The sequence below is a fragment of the Paenibacillus castaneae genome, from assembly GCF_002884445.1.
Taxonomy (GTDB): Bacteria; Bacillota; Bacilli; order Paenibacillales; family Paenibacillaceae; genus Pristimantibacillus; species Pristimantibacillus castaneae.
In genome coordinates this window covers 4,259,960-4,276,531 of record NZ_KZ614144.1, presented here as the reverse complement: position 1 = coordinate 4,276,531, position 16,572 = coordinate 4,259,960, and the positions used below count along the sequence as shown (strand labels likewise).

At 45.3% G+C, this 16,572-nt stretch carries 16 protein-coding genes; 13 read left to right on the top strand and 3 right to left on the bottom strand.

Going from position 1 to position 16,572, the window contains the following annotated elements:
- The first annotated feature begins 1 nt into the window (after nucleotide 1).
- The 6 genes from CEF13_RS19400 to bshB2 all read left to right on the top strand — a co-directional run bounded on the left by CEF13_RS19400 (nucleotide 2) and on the right by bshB2 (nucleotide 4,237).
- A complete protein-coding gene (locus tag CEF13_RS19400) occupies nucleotides 2–1,510 on the top strand; it encodes an MDR family MFS transporter (RefSeq protein WP_102713124.1) in 1,509 nt (502 codons plus the stop codon).
- Between the two features lie 156 nt (nucleotides 1,511–1,666).
- Nucleotides 1,667–1,915: a helix-turn-helix domain-containing protein gene (locus CEF13_RS19395; RefSeq protein ID WP_166742682.1), complete on the top strand. Its 249-nt coding sequence runs from the start codon at nucleotides 1,667–1,669 to the stop codon at nucleotides 1,913–1,915.
- 87 nt (nucleotides 1,916–2,002) lie between these two features.
- Nucleotides 2,003–2,572, top strand: a complete 570-nt coding sequence (locus CEF13_RS19390; protein ID WP_166742683.1) for a 50S ribosomal protein L25 — start codon at nucleotides 2,003–2,005, stop codon at nucleotides 2,570–2,572.
- A gap of 242 nt (nucleotides 2,573–2,814) precedes the next feature.
- The gene (locus tag CEF13_RS19385) at nucleotides 2,815–3,045 is read left to right on the top strand and encodes a hypothetical protein (protein WP_102713118.1); all 231 of its coding nucleotides are present in this window, start codon (nucleotides 2,815–2,817) and stop codon (nucleotides 3,043–3,045) included.
- Nucleotides 3,046–3,215: 170 nt separating this feature from the next.
- Nucleotides 3,216–3,560, top strand: a complete 345-nt coding sequence (locus tag CEF13_RS19380) for a YojF family protein (protein ID WP_102713116.1) — start codon at nucleotides 3,216–3,218, stop codon at nucleotides 3,558–3,560.
- Nucleotides 3,561–3,580: 20 nt separating this feature from the next.
- A complete protein-coding gene (bshB2, locus tag CEF13_RS19375; protein ID WP_102713114.1) occupies nucleotides 3,581–4,237 on the top strand; it encodes a bacillithiol biosynthesis deacetylase BshB2 in 657 nt (218 codons plus the stop codon).
- Between the two features lie 102 nt (nucleotides 4,238–4,339).
- Here the strand turns inward: bshB2 and CEF13_RS19370 are convergent, their stop codons facing one another.
- Nucleotides 4,340–5,245, bottom strand: coding sequence for a helix-turn-helix transcriptional regulator (locus tag CEF13_RS19370; protein WP_102713112.1), 906 nt, complete (start codon nucleotides 5,243–5,245; stop codon nucleotides 4,340–4,342).
- Between the two features lie 229 nt (nucleotides 5,246–5,474).
- On the opposite strand from CEF13_RS19370, the gene CEF13_RS19365 reads away from it, so the two are divergent.
- The 4 genes from CEF13_RS19365 (at nucleotide 5,475) to CEF13_RS19350 (ending at nucleotide 9,577) form a co-directional block, all read left to right on the top strand.
- Nucleotides 5,475–6,326, top strand: a complete 852-nt coding sequence (locus CEF13_RS19365) for a sugar phosphate isomerase/epimerase family protein (RefSeq protein WP_102713110.1) — start codon at nucleotides 5,475–5,477, stop codon at nucleotides 6,324–6,326.
- Between the two features lie 29 nt (nucleotides 6,327–6,355).
- Entirely contained in the window at nucleotides 6,356–7,366 is a 1,011-nt protein-coding gene (locus CEF13_RS19360) for a Gfo/Idh/MocA family protein (protein ID WP_102713108.1), read from the top strand.
- Nucleotides 7,367–7,513: 147 nt separating this feature from the next.
- The gene (locus CEF13_RS19355) at nucleotides 7,514–8,626 is read left to right on the top strand and encodes an AI-2E family transporter (RefSeq protein ID WP_425320552.1); all 1,113 of its coding nucleotides are present in this window, start codon (nucleotides 7,514–7,516) and stop codon (nucleotides 8,624–8,626) included.
- Nucleotides 8,627–8,749: 123 nt separating this feature from the next.
- On the top strand, nucleotides 8,750–9,577 hold the full coding sequence (locus tag CEF13_RS19350) for a uroporphyrinogen-III synthase (RefSeq protein ID WP_102713104.1): 828 nt from the start codon (nucleotides 8,750–8,752) through the stop codon (nucleotides 9,575–9,577).
- A gap of 117 nt (nucleotides 9,578–9,694) precedes the next feature.
- On the opposite strand, the gene CEF13_RS19345 is transcribed toward CEF13_RS19350, so the two are convergent.
- Together CEF13_RS19345 and CEF13_RS19340 are read right to left on the bottom strand one after the other, a co-directional pair.
- Entirely contained in the window at nucleotides 9,695–10,546 is an 852-nt protein-coding gene (locus CEF13_RS19345; protein WP_102713102.1) for a polysaccharide deacetylase family protein, read from the bottom strand.
- Between the two features lie 439 nt (nucleotides 10,547–10,985).
- Nucleotides 10,986–11,864: an AraC family transcriptional regulator gene (locus CEF13_RS19340; protein ID WP_102713100.1), complete on the bottom strand. Its 879-nt coding sequence runs from the start codon at nucleotides 11,862–11,864 to the stop codon at nucleotides 10,986–10,988.
- A 132-nt stretch (nucleotides 11,865–11,996) separates the two neighbouring features.
- Between CEF13_RS19340 and CEF13_RS19335 the strand changes: the two genes are divergently transcribed.
- From CEF13_RS19335 to CEF13_RS19325, 3 genes are all read left to right on the top strand, one after another.
- Nucleotides 11,997–13,076: a Gfo/Idh/MocA family protein gene (locus CEF13_RS19335; RefSeq protein ID WP_102713098.1), complete on the top strand. Its 1,080-nt coding sequence runs from the start codon at nucleotides 11,997–11,999 to the stop codon at nucleotides 13,074–13,076.
- A gap of 27 nt (nucleotides 13,077–13,103) precedes the next feature.
- The gene (locus tag CEF13_RS19330; RefSeq protein WP_102713096.1) at nucleotides 13,104–13,940 is read left to right on the top strand and encodes a sugar phosphate isomerase/epimerase family protein; all 837 of its coding nucleotides are present in this window, start codon (nucleotides 13,104–13,106) and stop codon (nucleotides 13,938–13,940) included.
- Nucleotides 13,941–14,183: 243 nt separating this feature from the next.
- Entirely contained in the window at nucleotides 14,184–16,559 is a 2,376-nt protein-coding gene (locus tag CEF13_RS19325) for a glycoside hydrolase family 95 protein (RefSeq protein WP_102713094.1), read from the top strand.
- The last annotated feature ends 13 nt before the right edge of the window (nucleotides 16,560–16,572 follow it).

The following is a 16,572-nucleotide window of genomic DNA, read 5'->3' as shown; positions in this document are numbered from 1 at the left end:
GATGAGCCAAGCGTCTGCAAGTGAGGGAACAGAGCCGGAATTTCGTGTTAGAACTATTTTAGTACCGCTTATTGCTATCATTTCTGGTATTTTTATGGTAATTCTCGATGCGACGGCGATGAATGTCGCTTTGTCGAGGCTTGTTGTGGATTTTAAAACGGATTTGCCTACCTTGCAATGGACTGTGACGGGGTATATGCTGGCAACGGCAGCTGTCATTCCGCTAGCAGGGTGGTTATCGGACCGATTCGGCGCCAAAAATGTATTTCTTACGTCTATCATTTTATTTACGATAGCTTCAATGCTGTGCGCAACGCCAAATAGTGCGGAATGGCTGATTGTTTTCCGTATTATTCAGGGACTAGGCGGCGGATTCGTCATGCCCGTAGCGATGGCATATGTGTTCCGGCTAAGTCCTCCGAACAAGATCGGTGTGGTCATGGGCATGCTTGGCGTTCCTGTTTTGCTCGCGCCTGCTATTGGCCCCGTCTTATCCGGCTGGTTGATTGAGTATCATTCCTGGCACTGGATCTTTCTAATCAATATTCCTGTAGGTATTTTTAGCGTCGCCTTTGGATTGTGGAAGCTGCCTAAGGTAGGGCGCAAGAAAGTAGCAGGGTTTGATTTGCCGGGAATGATCCTCGGGCCGATTGCATTCGCATCTTTATCGTATGGGGTTTCGCAAGGCGCCGAAAGCTGGACCTCGGATAAAACGCTCGCTGGACTCATTATTGGTGCTGTCGCCCTCATTGCCTTTATCATCGTTGAGCTTAGAGCGAAAATTCCTTTGCTTGAGCTTCGAGTATTCCGATCTATTGATTTTTCATTTAGTATATTCGTTCAATGGATTCTTCAGTTCTCCTTGTTCGGAGCTATATTCCTGCTTCCGCAATTTCTTCAGCAAGCACGCGGATACGGGGCATTCGATACAGGTATGACATTATTTCCGCAAGCATTAGCTTCAGCCGTCATGATGCCGATAGGCGGTTATTTGTTTGATAAAATCGGTGTAAGATGGTTGGTTGTTGCGGGGCTAAGTCTTGTATCAGGTGCAATATTCCAATATTCACATGTGAGTCTAACGACAGAGGGAAGGGATCTTACTTTGCCGCTCATTATGGCGGGTGCAGGCATGGGGCTGATGATGATGCCGCTTAATTCACATCTGATCAAGAAGGCACCCGCTGAACTAGTCAGTCGCGTCACCTCATTGACCAGCGCGATGCAGCAGGTAATCAGCTCATTTGCCGTCGCAACGTTGGTAACGATACTTACTTCACGCATAACCAAATTAGTCACTGAGAAAAATATGGTCATCACAAGTCCGGCTGATCTTCAAAAAGCGATGCTTTCCGTAGCGCCAGAAGCGTTCGGATATACGTTCAGCATTATGATGGTCATTGCGATTATTGGCGTTTTTCTTGGGTTGTTTCTCCGCCGCGGAAAAGCCGAGCTGGTTGATTCGATTGGGGCGAGCAAGCAGGAAACAGGCTTTGAAGGCCTTCACTGAAAAAAGCGGGATCTTTGCTGCATGAACGCAGCGGCAAAGATCCCGCTTTTTTTGTAACATTTATTTGATGCTCATGCATGGAAACGACCGTTGCTTCTGGTCAATTATATTGACTCGCCACTATTCTCCCTATATATTATGGGAGGAGGTGGAAGAATGCCAGTCATACGCAGCAAACTTAAAGAAGTCATGGAAAATCATGATCCTAAATTGTCAATACGCAAGCTTGCAAAAGATATTAATTACCACTTTGATTCTGTGCGCCGCATGTATAAGGATGAGATGGTGCAGTATCCAAGGGATCTATTGCTAAAGCTTTGTCTATATTTTAATGTACAGCCGGGCCAGCTTATTAGAATGGATGAGGATGAAGAAATGAATAGGTTGCAGGAGCAATTAAAGTAAAAGCCGAGTCTCGTTTGACTAGATTCTATGGTCATGTTATAATGATATTGACAAGAATTTATGGTCAAAAGAGAGCGGGAAAAACAAATGAGTACATTTATTCAATTAAACAAGCGCACTGGTGAAACAAAGTCCCAAATGAATCAAGCAAGAAAACAGGGACGCATCCCAGCAGTGCTGTACGGGATTGGTAAAGATACATTGTCATTTGAAGTAAGTGAAAAAGAAATAACCGACGTTTTGAAAAAAAATCCACGGGCTATTTTGCAAGCCAAAACAGCGGATGAAAACATGGTTCCAGTTCTTGTTCAGAACATTCAAAGAGAAATTATTTCCGGTAAATTACTGCATATCGACTTTCATCACGTGAATATGTCTGAAAGTATGGATAGCAAAGTAACCATCCATTTCTCTGGAGACGCAATCGGGCTTAAATCTGGCGGCGTGCTGCAGGTGGAAATTTATGAAGTAGAAGTCCGTTGTATGCCTAATGACCTGCCAACTTCTCTGGAGGTTGATATTAGCGGTCTTGCTGTTGGCGACCAGCTTCTCGTTTCCGACCTGATTTTCAAGGATGGAATTGAAGTGTTAACAGATCCCAGCACGGTTATGATTCAGATCAAAACCGTACATGAGGAAATCGAAGAAACAGCTTAATTATTAAGCATCCTATATATTGGTTTAAGGACTTCCTCTCTGGCAAATAAGGTTAGGACTCATGAATTCATGAATTCCAACTCTCAGCCAGAGAGGATTTTTTTGTTCTTTTATCAAACTGTAACCACCAACCTGACTCATTACTCATTCATCCTATTGTTTCAATCTATGGAAGTTGGGTTAAAAAGAAGGGAGAAAGAAGAAAAAACATAATCCATAACAACTGGAGAGGGGATTTACACATGAATAAGAAAACAAATAAACAAAGAACAGCCAAGCTGCTACTAATCGCTATGATGAGCGTTACTGTTGTTTTTACAGCTTCGGCTTGCAACAATGATGACAAAAATAATAAACCTGTCATTATCGAGGAAGATAACAATGCGCCTGTCATAATTGAGGAAGATCATAATGCTACTGACACTCCTGACGCGACAATGGCTCCAGATGCCACGGAAGCTCCAGCGAATTAACGAGCTATTTATTTTCAAGAAGCCCTGCAGCCTACCCTTGGCTAACCATTGGTTAACCGAGGCTGGCAGCGGGGTTTCTTTGCTATGTAGAAAAGAGCCTGATGTGGTATATTGAAAAGTGTGAATCAAGTGAAAATAAATTACGATAGTTGTAATTAATGGAGGGAATTATGCAGCTCATAGATCAGGTACAAGTTCAAAATAGAATTAATAGCCTTATCGGTCAGGAGCTTTATGTTCATCTGGAGATGACAACAGGAGCATATGCCTCACATCTAGATAGCTCTAAGCATCCTGCAGCCACCTTTATTTCGAACGCATTAATTCAGTATTCTCAAGGCTCTATCGCTGGCAATGGACCGTTTCGAGTCGGACTCAAAACGTTGAACGGCTGGATTTACTCGGAAGGGCTGACCCACTGGGAGAACAATGACGCGGAGAGGCTGATTATGGCAGGACATGATACGCAGGGCAAGCTGGTAGTGGCTTTGCAATTAAGCCGCGAGCCTTTTTAAGAGAGGAGAGGTGAAGAACGATGCAGCAACATATTCTAGTTATACTGCCTCACCCGGATGATGAAGCGTTTGGCTTAGCGGGTACGATGGCGAAATATTTGAAAAATGGCGATAAAGTGACATATGCATGCTTGACCCTAGGGGAAATGGGAAGGAATATGGGTGTCCCTCCTTTTGCCAATCGAGTGACTCTTCCTGAAATACGAAAAAAAGAGTTGGAAGAATCATGCCAAGCTATTGGAGTAACCGATCTGCGTATGCTAGGGTTTCATGATAAAACGATCGAATTTGAAGATCAGGATCATTTGGATAGCGTAATTTTGTCACTGATCGAAGAGCTGAGCCCATCACTCGTCATTACCTTCTATCCAGGCTACAGTGTTCATCCCGATCATGACGCATGCGGAGAGGCTGTAGTTCGAACTATCGGCAGGCTGCCGGAAGAGCAGCGTCCTATTGTGCATGCAATGGCATTTTCTAAAAATACGATTCAAGTGCTCGGCGAACCTGACATTCATCACGATGTGAGAGCTTTTTTGGGACAAAAAATGGCCTCTATACAAGCACATCGTTCCCAGTTCCAAGCTGCTGAGCTGCTTGGCAACAAAACGCTGGATGATAAAGAAATACAAGATCGATTCGGAACGGAACGGTTCTGGACCTACCGCTTCGACTAACTGAAGCAAATGATTGATAAACCATAGAGGGGCTATCGCGTAAGGTCACAATCCTTATGCGATAAGCCCCTTTTTTTGTGGTTTCCAATTTATGAAATACGTTTATAATATTTTGGAAAATTTACGGTATTCTGAAGCGGATATCCCTTCGTGACGGCGGAATATACGGCTGAAATAGTGAATATCCGAATACCCGACTCGTTCCCCGATAACCTCTATGGAAAGATTCGTTTCACGCAGCAGCCTTCTTGCTTCGCGGTGCCGAATAGATTGCACAAACTCGCTTGGCGGAAGGCCGGCGATCCCTTTAAATAGCTTCGCGGTATGATCAATGCTTAAATCCAATTGCTCTGCAATCGCTGCATTTGTCCAAGTTCTGGCAGGTGCTGCCTCAATCTGTTCCATTAGCTTTGCCAGCTTCCAATCATGCTGTGAGGCATTCGAATTGGATCGCAGGAGCGGGCTGCGCAGAAGATGAGCGAGAATGCTAAGCATCAACGCTTTACATACGAGCTCGTAGCCAAGCGGGCGATTCGTAAACTCGTGAACGAGCTGCTCCATCAACTGCACACAAACTAATGAAGGCGTATAGACGGGATTCGATGACAATGGCGGAAAAGTATCCGAAATAGCTTCTGTAGCAAATTTATCCTCTTGAACAGCTGCCTCGTTGACAATCATATCTGCTTCCGTATGTATATCCAGTTCATCAAAGAAATCGAAATGAATGCCAAGAAAACGAGCATTTGGAGCAGATACAACCTCATTCTGATGATATACGCCAGATGGCAAAAAAATAAGCTGACCAGCTGACAATAGATGCTTTTGCCCTCGCATTCGGGTAGCGGCTTCTCCTTGACAAACATAAAGCAGCTCAAAGTTATATAGTCTTCTCTCTGCAAGCACAGCAGTGTTTAGTTGTTGAAATTGTGCATAGTGGATACGAGGCGACCACTCACGAAATGGAGCTTGCCGGTGAAGCGGGTATATTTTATCAACATTTTCCATAACGCATCTCCTCTTCTAAGAATGTGAATATATGATAACGGAATTGTCCAAAAAATAACTATTACGGCTAAATAAATATGGTGAAATATCTATTAATATATAACTATTATCGCATGCATTGCATTTGCTATCAATATAACGGAATAAGTAAAAATGATAAGGCACAGTGGTTTGTTACGGAGGCAGAAGCAGGCAAAGCGGCTAACTTAATTATTAGGAGGTATTGATCATGAAAAAAGGGATTAATATTTGGTCTTTCAGTGGAGATAGTTCGATTACAGATTGTATTCAGCTAGCTAAGAAGGCGGGATTTGATGGAATTGAGCTGTCATTGAACGAGACAGGCGAGCTTGGTCTCCAAGCAACGGAGAAGGAAGTTAAGGAAATCGCATCTCGTCTTGCAGATGCAGAGCTCGAAATTGCCGGTTTAGCTACTGGTCTATATTGGTCGTACCCCATGACAAGCGAAAGTCCGATTGTTCGGGAGAAGGCTGTCGATGTATGCAAAAAGCAGCTGGAGCTTGCAGCCTCTTTGGGTGTTGATACGATTCTTGTCATTCCTGGCGCTGTTGGCGTTGACTTCATTCCTGGAAGTGAAGTAACCGATTATGAGTATGCATACGAGCGGGCATTAGAATCCATAGCTAAGCTTGTGCCTTTTGCCGAACAAGCAGGTGTGTCCATCGGTATCGAGAATGTATGGAATAAATTTCTGCTATCCCCGCTGGAGCTTCGCTCATTTATTGATGAATTGAACTCCAGCTATGTCGGTTCATATTTTGATGTAGGAAATGCTTTGCAGAATGGTTATCCCGAACAGTGGATTCGCATATTAGGCCACCGCATTAAGAAAGTGCATTTCAAGGATTATCGGCGCCAAGCTGGGGGCTTGCACGGGTTTGTTGACCTGCTTGCAGGAGATGTGAATTACCCAGCTGTAATGGAAGCTTTGCAAGCAATCGGTTATGACAATTATGTGACTGCCGAGATGATTCCTCCATATACGCATTATTCGGAGCAAATTATTTTCAATACATCTAATGCTATGGATGCGATTCTAGGCCGCAGCAACAATAACTAATCGAGGTTAACGAAGGAGGAAATATTTTTATGCTAAAAGTAGCATTAATCGGATTCGGGTTTATGGGACATATGCACTTTGAGAATTATGTTCGCTTGGCAGCGGAAGGGATGCCGATACAATTGGTGGCCATTTGTGATTTGCGCATCGAAGAGTTGAAAAAAGCGGGTGCAGGCGGTAATATCGCGACGGATCAGGATGTATATGATCTATCTCCATACCGATTATATGACAACATAGATAAAATGCTGGAAAACGAGCAAGTGGATATCGTTGACATTACGCTGCCTACACCGTTACATGCGGATTTGACTTGCCATTTATTGGAGAGAGGCCTGCACGTTTTGTGCGAGAAGCCTGTAGCTAGTCATTCAGCGGATGCATGGAGAATGGCGAATACAGCAGAGAGAACGGGCCGAACGTTAATGATCGGGCAATGCTTGCGCTTCTGGCCTGCTTATGAATATTTAAAGGCATGTGTAGAGGATGGCAGATACGGTGCAGTTACAGCGGGGTACTTCTATAGAGGCTCAGGCTTGCCGAGTGAATGGTTTCTGGATGGAAGCAAGAGCGGCGGCTGCATAACGGATATGCATATCCATGATGCCGATATGATCCATTGGCTGTTCGGCAAGCCGGATCGTGTATCGACGCTCGCACGCAACGTTATTCCAGGCAGCGGCTATGATACGGTATCTACGCATTATATGTATGAGGATGGAAAAGTGCTGAATGCTCAAGCAGACTGGACTTTGCAAGGGGACTATGGCTTTTCGATGACCTATCGGGTCAATTTCGAGGGAGGCAATCTCGTATTTGAGAATAATGTATTGAAAGTAAATCCAAATCATGCCCCAGGCTTTATCGCCGAATTGTCGCCGGATATGGGCTATTATCGGGAAATAAAGTATTTTCTAGAATCGATTATCGCGGGCAAGCCAGTTTCGGTATGTATGCCGGAGAGCGCTGCAGGCACGCTTGAAATTATTGAAGCGGAGATACGCTCGGCAGATCATGCCGGCTCGATTGAGAAAGTCTAATTACTTCTATTCAACAAACAAACAAACAAACAGACTCGTGACCACTATTCAAATAGGGGCATGTGTCTGTTTTTTGTTTCTTACGCTAACGCAAAGGGTATAAAGCAGTATGCAATATTCAGATTCAATGGAACGGGGACGATTTATTTGATTGATAACAGAAAATCCGGTCGCATCAGGGCGAATAAGTGGAACAGCTTTACCAGATGGTGCTTTACGATTATTTTGGTGCTGGTTATCATTTATTTGGGATCGCGTGTCGATTTTATTTTTAAGCCGATATTGTCCTTGTTCAGCATGATCATCGTCCCATTAATGCTCGCAGGTTTTATTTATTATTTATTAAGACCGCTCGTTAATGTGATGGAGCGGCATAAGGTGAATCGGACGTTCGCGGTTGTGCTTATTTATTTGGTTTTTGGCCTTCTATTAGTTGGGTTTAGTATTGTAATATGGCCTTCCTTGCGAACACAATTAATGAATTTGGTGGAAAATGCGCCAGAGCTATTCTCTTCTTTGAGTGCGCAGGTAGCGGAGCTTGAGCATAACGGCTTTCTCTCTTCCTTTCTGCCGCAGGATTCCAACCCGCTTTCCAAACTGACGGAGTATTTGAACAAAGGCTTTACAATTCTTACGGAGTATATGACCGGCTTATTTGCTTTCTTCTCTAATTTTGCGATTGTATTGTTTACTTTCCCGATTCTTCTGTTCTATATGCTGAAGGAGGGGGGCAAATTCGGAGAACGGATTGTAGCCTTTATTCCGATTCGTTTTCGTAATCATGGGACTGAAGTATTGGCTGAAATTGATCAAATGCTCAGCAGCTTTATTGTAAGCCGCGTCATTGTAAATGTGGCGCTTGGGGTATTATTGTATGTAGGCTTTCTCTTTATTAACTTGCCTTATGCGCTGCTGCTATGCGTTGTTGCAATTATATTGAATTTCATTCCGTTTATCGGGTCATTCCTGTCTTCCGTGCCCATTGTCATTATTGCCTTTATCGACTCGCCAACGACTGCGATTTGGTCCATAGTCATTATTACAATTGCGCAGCAGATTCAAGATAATTTGATTGGGCCTTATGTGTTCGGCAGACAGCTTGATATACATCCCGTCACAACTATAATTTTGGTATTGGTCGGTGGCGATATAGCGGGAATACTCGGTATTCTGCTAATTATTCCAGTTTATATGATCCTGAAGATCGTGTTCAGAAAAGTATATGCATTATTTTTCAAAACCATTTGGGAAAATGCGTGATTACTCATCATGGCAAGGTAATGAAATGATCAATTAACGCATTAAAGGATGCGCTTTTGCCATGCTTTTGGTATAATGACCACGGCTAATGCTAATTTACCGAAAGTACGGTGGCTTAAGACGATGGGGATAGCAGCTTTGAACAATAAAACAATCGTTATTGCAGGTTCTCGGAAGACAGATGAGATGGGTTTAATTATAGAAAAGCAGGGCGGCACGCCATTGGTACGTTCGCTTCAAGGGCTGACGATGTTTGAGGAGGACCTGCTCGAAGAGCCGCTGCGGCAGTTCGCGAAGCAGGGTGCGGATTGGGTTATTCTGACTACGGGCATGGGCTCAGACAGCCTGCTGAACGCCGCCGATAAGCTGGGCATTAAGGAAGAGGTTCTGGCAAAGCTGGCGCAAGCGCGAATAGCGACCAGGGGCTATAAGACATCAGCGTTCCTCAAGCAAAACGGTCTTCAAGCAGAGGTTAGCGATGCGGATGGGACAATGCGGAATTTGAACGACAATTTATCCTCCCACCATTTCGAAGGAAAACGAGTTTGGATTCAACTGCACGGAGAAGAGGCACCTGAGCTTGTGGCGTTTCTAGAAAACAAAGGAGCCGCACAGATTGTATCCGTATTGCCGTATAAGCATGTTCCGCCGGAAATCGACACATTAGAAACTCTGTTGTCTGAGCTTATGTCCCGCTCTGTCGATGCGGTCTGCTTCACAACAGCTGTTCAGGTGCATTATTTGTTCAAATATGCGATTGAAACGGATCGTGTCGAGCTGCTGCTAACAGTTTTTAATGAGAATGTGGTTGCTGCCGCTGTCGGCAAAGTAACAGCTGAGGCTTTGAGGGAATACGGCGTGAACCGAATTGTTGTTCCCGAGCTGGAGCGAATGGGCGCACTAATTATTGAGATTTCCCGTTATTATGAAGCTATGGACAAGCAGGGCTAAGGAATAGGAATGCTGCTTGCAATGTAAGCATATGAATACAAAAGATAGTCCAAATCCTTCCAATTGAAGGCTCTGGACTATCTTTTTTTATAGCTGTTATGAGATCTAATAAATTCATCACTTCCAGATGGGCGAGCCAGCGTCGGCAAGTTCGCCAAGGCTTTCCAATGTGAAGTCCAGCTCATAAAATCCAATGGCATAAATAGCTTCTTCAAATATCGTCATTGTTTTTTGGCCATTTTTTTCCTGTATCCACCAGTTTTCTGAATTAAGATTGCTCATAAAGGCATCTGCGTCGCTTATTGATTCCTCAGCGCCCTTTGGGCGTAAATGACCGAGCAAAATCTCATTCTGGGTAAGCTGCTTGAATGCGGCTTCTATCGTAGAGGTACGGGACAACGCATCCTTAATCTGCAAACGATCTCCGGTTTGGAGGTCGAATACGAATGCTTGCTTTTTCTTTAATGGATGAGCCTCCGGCATCATACTGACATAACCGTCAGAAACGACACTGATGATATGTGGATTGAGATAGGTAACCGAGAATTGGTTTACAATATGGCCATAAAAGAAAGACTCGTCATTCGTATCATATAATTCAAGCCATTTCTCCTTCTCTTGCAGCAGCTCCGTAACGTTTTCCTCGGCGATCATTATCGTTTGAGCAAGCTCTTCATCGGCATATGCCTGCAGCGTGCGATTAATTTTATTTTGAATAGTCTGATCTGTCATTCCACTCACCTGTACGATGACCGAGTCCTCGCTGTAGCTAACATGCTTGTCGTCCGAGTGCAAAGGGAATTGTTCAATTGTAATCTGCTCCACAGCGTCTTCCGGTGTTTGTGAATCCGGGCTTAAGCTGCTTTCCAGAACTGGCTGTGTTGGAGATTGTAAATTTTGATAGTTAGTGCAAGCAGCAAGCAATCCAACAACAAGGCTCACAATCATGAGATAGGCTGTCTTCTTCATAGCTTCTCCTCCAATTTTGGTGATAGAAAGCTGATGCAAGGAATGAGGCCAGCAATGGGGATAACCTGTCGATGTTACTCAGCATTTGCTGCCGGGCAGCATTCATTCTATCATTACGTTATTCTAACAAATCAAACCAGTAAAGCAAAGGCATCTAGGGCGTTGAGGGGATTTGCACATTTAATTAGTCGGACAATTTCCGCGTTTGTCCCGATACACATACATTAATGGTGTATAGCCTAATCGGTGCTGGAAGGGGAGAAGCGCTGTGAGTAAGCGGACATTAATGATTGTGTCGCTTGTACTTTACGCTTTGCTGGCCATCGTATTTATAATCTTATCCATTGTAGATTAACCCAAACACATAGCAAAGCAAGGGCTGCCTCACATGTAAATTCGTTTACATGCAAGGCAGCCTATTGTTTTTTGTTTGTTATTGTCAATTCAGTTTTTCCTGTGTGAGCTTCATTTTGCGATAATCTTTAGGTACGACGCCCTTCGTCTCGCGAAAAATGCGGGAAAACGTCTTATAGGAGCCGTAGCCAACCTCAAGCGCAATTTCGGCAACGCTCATATCGGTGGAAACGAGCAGGCTGCACGCGTGGCGCAATCGAAGATCATGCAGGAAATGTACAAAGGTCTGTCCTGTCGTATGCTTGATCACCTCACTGATGCGCGAGACGCTAAGCGAGAACATGCTTGCTAAATCGGACAGCGCGAGATCATCCTGGTAATGGCGGTGTATGTGTTGAATAATGGGCCATACCGAGGCCGATGTTTTGTTGGCTGGAGCGGCAACAGAGGCTGTTGGCGCAGATTTTCTGCGAGACCGATCGAAGCAGGCCAATATTTCCTTAAGCCTGACCTGAAGCATCGTTCGGCGCCAAGGCTCCTGTCCTTTATATTCGTGATACATATCTTCTATTAATAGGCGCATTCTCTCATTATCCGGCCCATCCAGCTGTATGGAGGATGGAAGCGTATTTTGAGCAATGAGATCCATCAGCCCTTCCTCTTGCCCCGGCTCCATCAATAGATCCATGCTGAAATTGCAATTATATAGCACTAATGTGCTTCCAGGCTCGGTAAAGAGCTCATGCACTTGATAGGGAAGGACAAAAGTGAATGTGCCGGGAAGCATTTGATGGTGAGCGTCATTGATAGATTCGGAGCCTCTGCCGTCCACAACATATGAAAACTCCAAAAAGTCATGACGATGGGGACGGAAGCCATGATACAAGCGGTTCAGACTAATGTGAAGAGGAGATGATGTGTTCATATTTGGATACGTTTTCAAATAATCGGGTATGTAGGTCATAGAATAGTCGATTCCTCCGAAAAACTGAGACTTTTTCCGAAAAACAAGCACGCTTTCTTCTTTTGTTTATTCTAACATAAATAACGAGAGCAGGACTTATTTGAATAGCAGCCATTTCGAGGAGGAAATCTGATGACGATTTCGAATAAAATAAGAGTTGGTATTATTGGTGCAGGCAATATTGGCGGCGTACATGCTGGCGAGTTTTCAAAGCTTGCGGATGAATGTGAAATTACGGCGATTGCGGATATTAATTTGTCAGCAGCCGAGGAGAAAGCGAAAAAATTCGGAATTGCTAATGTATTGGGCTCCGCTGAGGAGCTTATTCAGCGCTCTGACGTAGATGCAGTCATTATCGGCGTCCCCAATCAATTCCATGCTCCGATTGCTACACAAGCTATAGCTGCTGGGAAGCATGTTCTATTGGAGAAGCCAATGGGCATTAGCGGTGATGCTGCACGTCAAATTGTGAAAGCGAGCCAGGCATCAGACAAGGTTGTAATGGTTGCTCATCAAATGCGCTGGGAATCCGTTCCTATGCAGATTAAGGAGCAGATCGACCGCGGTGAGCTAGGCAAAATTTATTCAGCCAAAACAGGATGGTTTCGCCGTAAAGGCATTCCCGGCTGGGGAACCTGGTTTACGCAATCGAATCAATCAGGCGGCGGCCCGCTAATCGATATTGGCGTTCACATGCTGGATCTCGCACTCTACCTGATGGGTAATCCGAAGCCGGTATCCGTATATGGTGCTACTTATGCCGAATTTGGTCCAAGCCGTAAAGGAATTGGCAGCTGGGGAACTCCGGACTGGAACGGTACATATGACGTAGAGGATTTAGCAACAGCCTTGATCAAGATGGAGGATGGCAGTACACTTTCACTAGAAGTAAGCTGGGCTGTTCATATGGATACCGATAATTCGCCATTTATTCATCTGATGGGATCGGAAGGCGGAGCAAGCTATCGCGGTGCGAGCGGTAAGCTTCTCACAGAAAAATTCGACCGTCCGTTCGAAACGGAGCTCCACAAAGCGGATAATGATGAAGGCGAGCGTGCACGGTTAAGCCGACATTTCTTGGCTTGCATTCGTGAGGGCAAACAGCCGATCACAACCGTGATGTCAGGTTTAACGAATAATCTTGTGCTCGATGCGATTTATGAATCCTCTCGTACAGGCAATGAAGTGAAGCTGGACTGGAATTTAAATTAATGAATAGATGAAAGAGGTGCTAATCTTATGCTAAGAGGATTAACCGGGGCAGGTCTAGGCCGTATTGAAAGTGATGAGCAATTAATTGAGCTTGCTGCTGCACATGGATTTCAAGCCGTGGATATAGATGCTGGATCACTCATCAATCGTCACGGAGTAGAGAAAGCTCGCGAGCTATTAACAAGCAACGGATTAATAATCGGTTCGATCGGGCTTCCCGTAGAATGGAGAACGACAGAAGAGGCATTTCTTGAAGGTCTGGAGAAGCTTGCTTCTGCGGCGGCAGCAGCTGCAGCACTGGGATGCACCAGCTGCTGTACTTATATTTTGCCATCTACAGATTACAAAGCTGCGCATTTCATGGCACTAGCGACACGCAGATTGCGGACTTGTGCACAAATTCTCGGCGCATACGGCATTCGCCTTGGCCTCGAATTTGTTGGGCCACATCATCTGCGTACGCGTTGGGAGAATCCATTTATATGGACGCTTGAGGAAACGCTGGACTGGATTGCAGCCATTGGCGAAAGTAATGTCGGTTTATTGTTCGATGCGTATCATTGGTACACAAACGGCTTGACTGTTTCGGATATCGAAGCGCTGCGGGCGGATCAGATCGTTCATGTTCATATCAATGACGCGCCTAATGTTCCAGTTGAAGAAGCGCTCGACAACGGACGCTTATACCCAGGAGAGGGTGTTATCGACTTAGTCGGTTTTCTTCAAGGATTAGCCAAAATCGGCTATAAAGGTGCCGTATCACAAGAAATTTTAACGGCTGAGGCTCCTTCAGATTCGCCAGAAGTGCTTGTGCTGCGTTCTAAGGCAGGCTTTGACAAGGTGTTTGGCGCAGCTGGTCTTTAAATCATAAGTAAAACGAATTCTTTTATGGGACGGGGCCAACCGGTGGTGAAGGTTGGCCTCTTTTCATATGTTTCTAAGCATGAGAAATGAAAAAGGTCTTAAAATAGGTATATTCATGCAACAAGCGCTAATTTTGATATGATTTTACATGAAATCTCAAGGGTACAGCTTCAGAAGGCTATTCCGTTATGATAGAAGGAATACACTATTATAAAATGAAAGCGATAACAGGAGACCTGATATATGGGGAAGTGGATAGAGAAGGAACATCCGTGGACACTGTGGTACAATCAGCCGGCTTCGAGATGGGAAGAAGCGCTGCCGATTGGAAATGGCCGTATGGGCGGAATGGTGTTTGGCGGCATTGAAAAAGAACGAATCCAATTAAATGAAGACACGCTCTGGTCAGGCTTTCCGCGCGACACGAATAATTATGAGGCTGTTCGATATTTGAGACGGGTTAGGGAGCACCTATCGGAGAAGCGCTTCGCTCAGGCGGAGCAGCTTGTAGAGGCAAGGATGCTCGGAAAGAATACCGAATCGTACCAGCCGATGGGCGATTGGCATATTGAACAGCATTTTGCTGAGGGAAATAGGGAGCTAGGCAGCTACATTCGCAAATTGGATATGGACGCTGGGATCACGACGACAAGTTTTCAAATGGGAAATACAATCTATCGGCGTGAAACTTTCGTTAGCGCTGTTGATCAAGTAGTTGGCATGAAATACAAGGCGACTGGTGATGATCTGATTTCATTAACAGCTTCACTGCAAAGCCCGGTTCAATTTGAGCTCACAGCGGAAGGCAATGCGGTAATAGTGCTGCACGGCCGTTGTCCGAGTCATGTTGCGGATAATTATATGGGCGATCATCCCAAGCCTGTGCAGTATGATGAGACCCGCGGAATAACGTTTCAAGCTCGTCTTCAGGCGATTGTTGACGGAGGAGCAGCTTCTATAACTGCTGCGAAGGAGTTGAAAATTCAAGGAGCACGGACGGTCACGTTCTTGCTTAGCGCTGTAACAAGCTTTGAGAGATATGATCGTCAGCCGCTCAATAATGAAGAAAAGCTTCGTCAGGAAAGCAAAAGAGTGCTGGACGCGGCGAGCTCCTTCGGTTATGAGCAGCTTCGTGACCGGCATATGAAAGACCATCGCAGCCTCTTCCAGCGTGTGGACATCGGGCTTGGAAGAGCAGCGAATGGAATATTGCCTACAGACGAGCGTTTGGAAGCTTATAAGAAAGGCGATCAAGACCCAGAGCTGGAAGCGCTCTACTTCCAATATGGCCGTTATTTGCTAATGGCAAGCTCGCGGCCAGGGACGCAGCCGGCAAACTTGCAAGGAATATGGAATGATCGTGTGCAGCCGCCCTGGAACAGTAATTATACGACAAATATTAATACGCAAATGAATTATTGGCCGGCGGAGCTTGGCAATTTAAGCGAATGCCACGAGCCTTTGTTTCAAATGATTGAAGAGTTAAGCGAGAACGGGGCACGCACAGCAGCTATTCATTACAATTGCGATGGCTGGGTTGCCCATCATAACGTTGATTTATGGCGAAGCTCAACACCGACTGCCGGACATCCAAGCTGGGCATTCTGGCCAATGGGCGGCGTATGGCTCACTCAGCATTTATGGGAGCATTATTTATTTAACCCCAGCGACACCTTTTTGCGGGAGAGAGCTTATCCCGTTATGAGGGGAGCAGCTTTATTCTGCTTGAGCTGGCTGCAAGAGAGTAAGGAAGGACTGCTCATGACGTCCCCATCGACCTCGCCGGAAAACAAATTTATTACCGCAGAGGGAGAAGTGAGCAGCGTTGCTGAATGTTCTGCCATGGACATTACGCTAATTAATGAGCTGTTTGAGCATTGCCTGACTGCCGTGCAATTACTGCAGATTGATGAGCCATTTGCGGAAGAGCTTGCCGCAGCACGGCGAAAGCTTCCTCCGCTTCAAATTTCTCCAAAAGGCTTATTGCAAGAATGGCATGAGCATTTCGAAGAGCATGAACCGGGACATCGCCATGTTTCGCATTTATACGGCTTATATCCCGGCACTACGATTAATAAGGAAGCGACGCCGGAGCTGGTTGAAGCAAGCCGGCTGTCACTGGAGAGTCGAATAAGTAACGGAGGCGGACATACGGGATGGAGCTGCGCATGGCTTATTAATCTGTATGCACGGCTTGGCGATTCGGAGTCTTCTTACCGCTTCATCCATACGCTGCTGGCAAGATCGACTCATCCGAACTTGTTTGATGATCATCCGCCTTTTCAAATCGACGGCAACTTTGGCGGCACTGCGGGAATAGCGGAGCTGCTGCTGCAAAGCCATCTGGACGCTTTGGAGCTCCTTCCGGCATTGCCTGCCGCATGGCCAAGCGGATTTGTAAAAGGCTTGAAAGCTAGAGGCGGCTTCATCGTGGACATCACGTGGGAAGCTGGAAAGCTGGCTTCCGCTCGAATTCTATCGACACACGGCCGTAATTGCAGTATTCGTACTAAGCATGCAGTAACGGTTCAAGCTTCAGACGGCATGATATTAGACGCATCGAAACCATTTCCTACGAAAGCAAACGAATGGTATACCCTACTACCAGCTGCTCATTAAGGAGAGAATTCAA

Excerpts from the sequence above, each read along its gene's own strand:
- CEF13_RS19400 (WP_102713124.1), top strand. The coding sequence starts at position 2 with ATGAGCCAAGCGTCTGCAAGTGAGGGAACAGAGCCGGAATTTCGTGTT.
- CEF13_RS19395 (WP_166742682.1), top strand. The coding sequence starts at position 1,667 with ATGCCAGTCATACGCAGCAAACTTAAAGAAGTCATGGAAAATCATGAT.
- CEF13_RS19390 (WP_166742683.1), top strand. The coding sequence starts at position 2,003 with ATGAGTACATTTATTCAATTAAACAAGCGCACTGGTGAAACAAAGTCC.
- CEF13_RS19385 (WP_102713118.1), top strand. The coding sequence starts at position 2,815 with ATGAATAAGAAAACAAATAAACAAAGAACAGCCAAGCTGCTACTAATC.
- CEF13_RS19380 (WP_102713116.1), top strand. The coding sequence starts at position 3,216 with ATGCAGCTCATAGATCAGGTACAAGTTCAAAATAGAATTAATAGCCTT.
- bshB2 (WP_102713114.1), top strand. The coding sequence starts at position 3,581 with ATGCAGCAACATATTCTAGTTATACTGCCTCACCCGGATGATGAAGCG.
- CEF13_RS19370 (WP_102713112.1), bottom strand. The coding sequence starts at position 5,245 with ATGGAAAATGTTGATAAAATATACCCGCTTCACCGGCAAGCTCCATTT.
- CEF13_RS19365 (WP_102713110.1), top strand. The coding sequence starts at position 5,475 with ATGAAAAAAGGGATTAATATTTGGTCTTTCAGTGGAGATAGTTCGATT.
- CEF13_RS19360 (WP_102713108.1), top strand. The coding sequence starts at position 6,356 with ATGCTAAAAGTAGCATTAATCGGATTCGGGTTTATGGGACATATGCAC.
- CEF13_RS19350 (WP_102713104.1), top strand. The coding sequence starts at position 8,750 with ATGGGGATAGCAGCTTTGAACAATAAAACAATCGTTATTGCAGGTTCT.
- CEF13_RS19345 (WP_102713102.1), bottom strand. The coding sequence starts at position 10,546 with ATGAAGAAGACAGCCTATCTCATGATTGTGAGCCTTGTTGTTGGATTG.
- CEF13_RS19340 (WP_102713100.1), bottom strand. The coding sequence starts at position 11,864 with ATGACCTACATACCCGATTATTTGAAAACGTATCCAAATATGAACACA.
- CEF13_RS19335 (WP_102713098.1), top strand. The coding sequence starts at position 11,997 with ATGACGATTTCGAATAAAATAAGAGTTGGTATTATTGGTGCAGGCAAT.
- CEF13_RS19330 (WP_102713096.1), top strand. The coding sequence starts at position 13,104 with ATGCTAAGAGGATTAACCGGGGCAGGTCTAGGCCGTATTGAAAGTGAT.
- CEF13_RS19325 (WP_102713094.1), top strand. The coding sequence starts at position 14,184 with ATGGGGAAGTGGATAGAGAAGGAACATCCGTGGACACTGTGGTACAAT.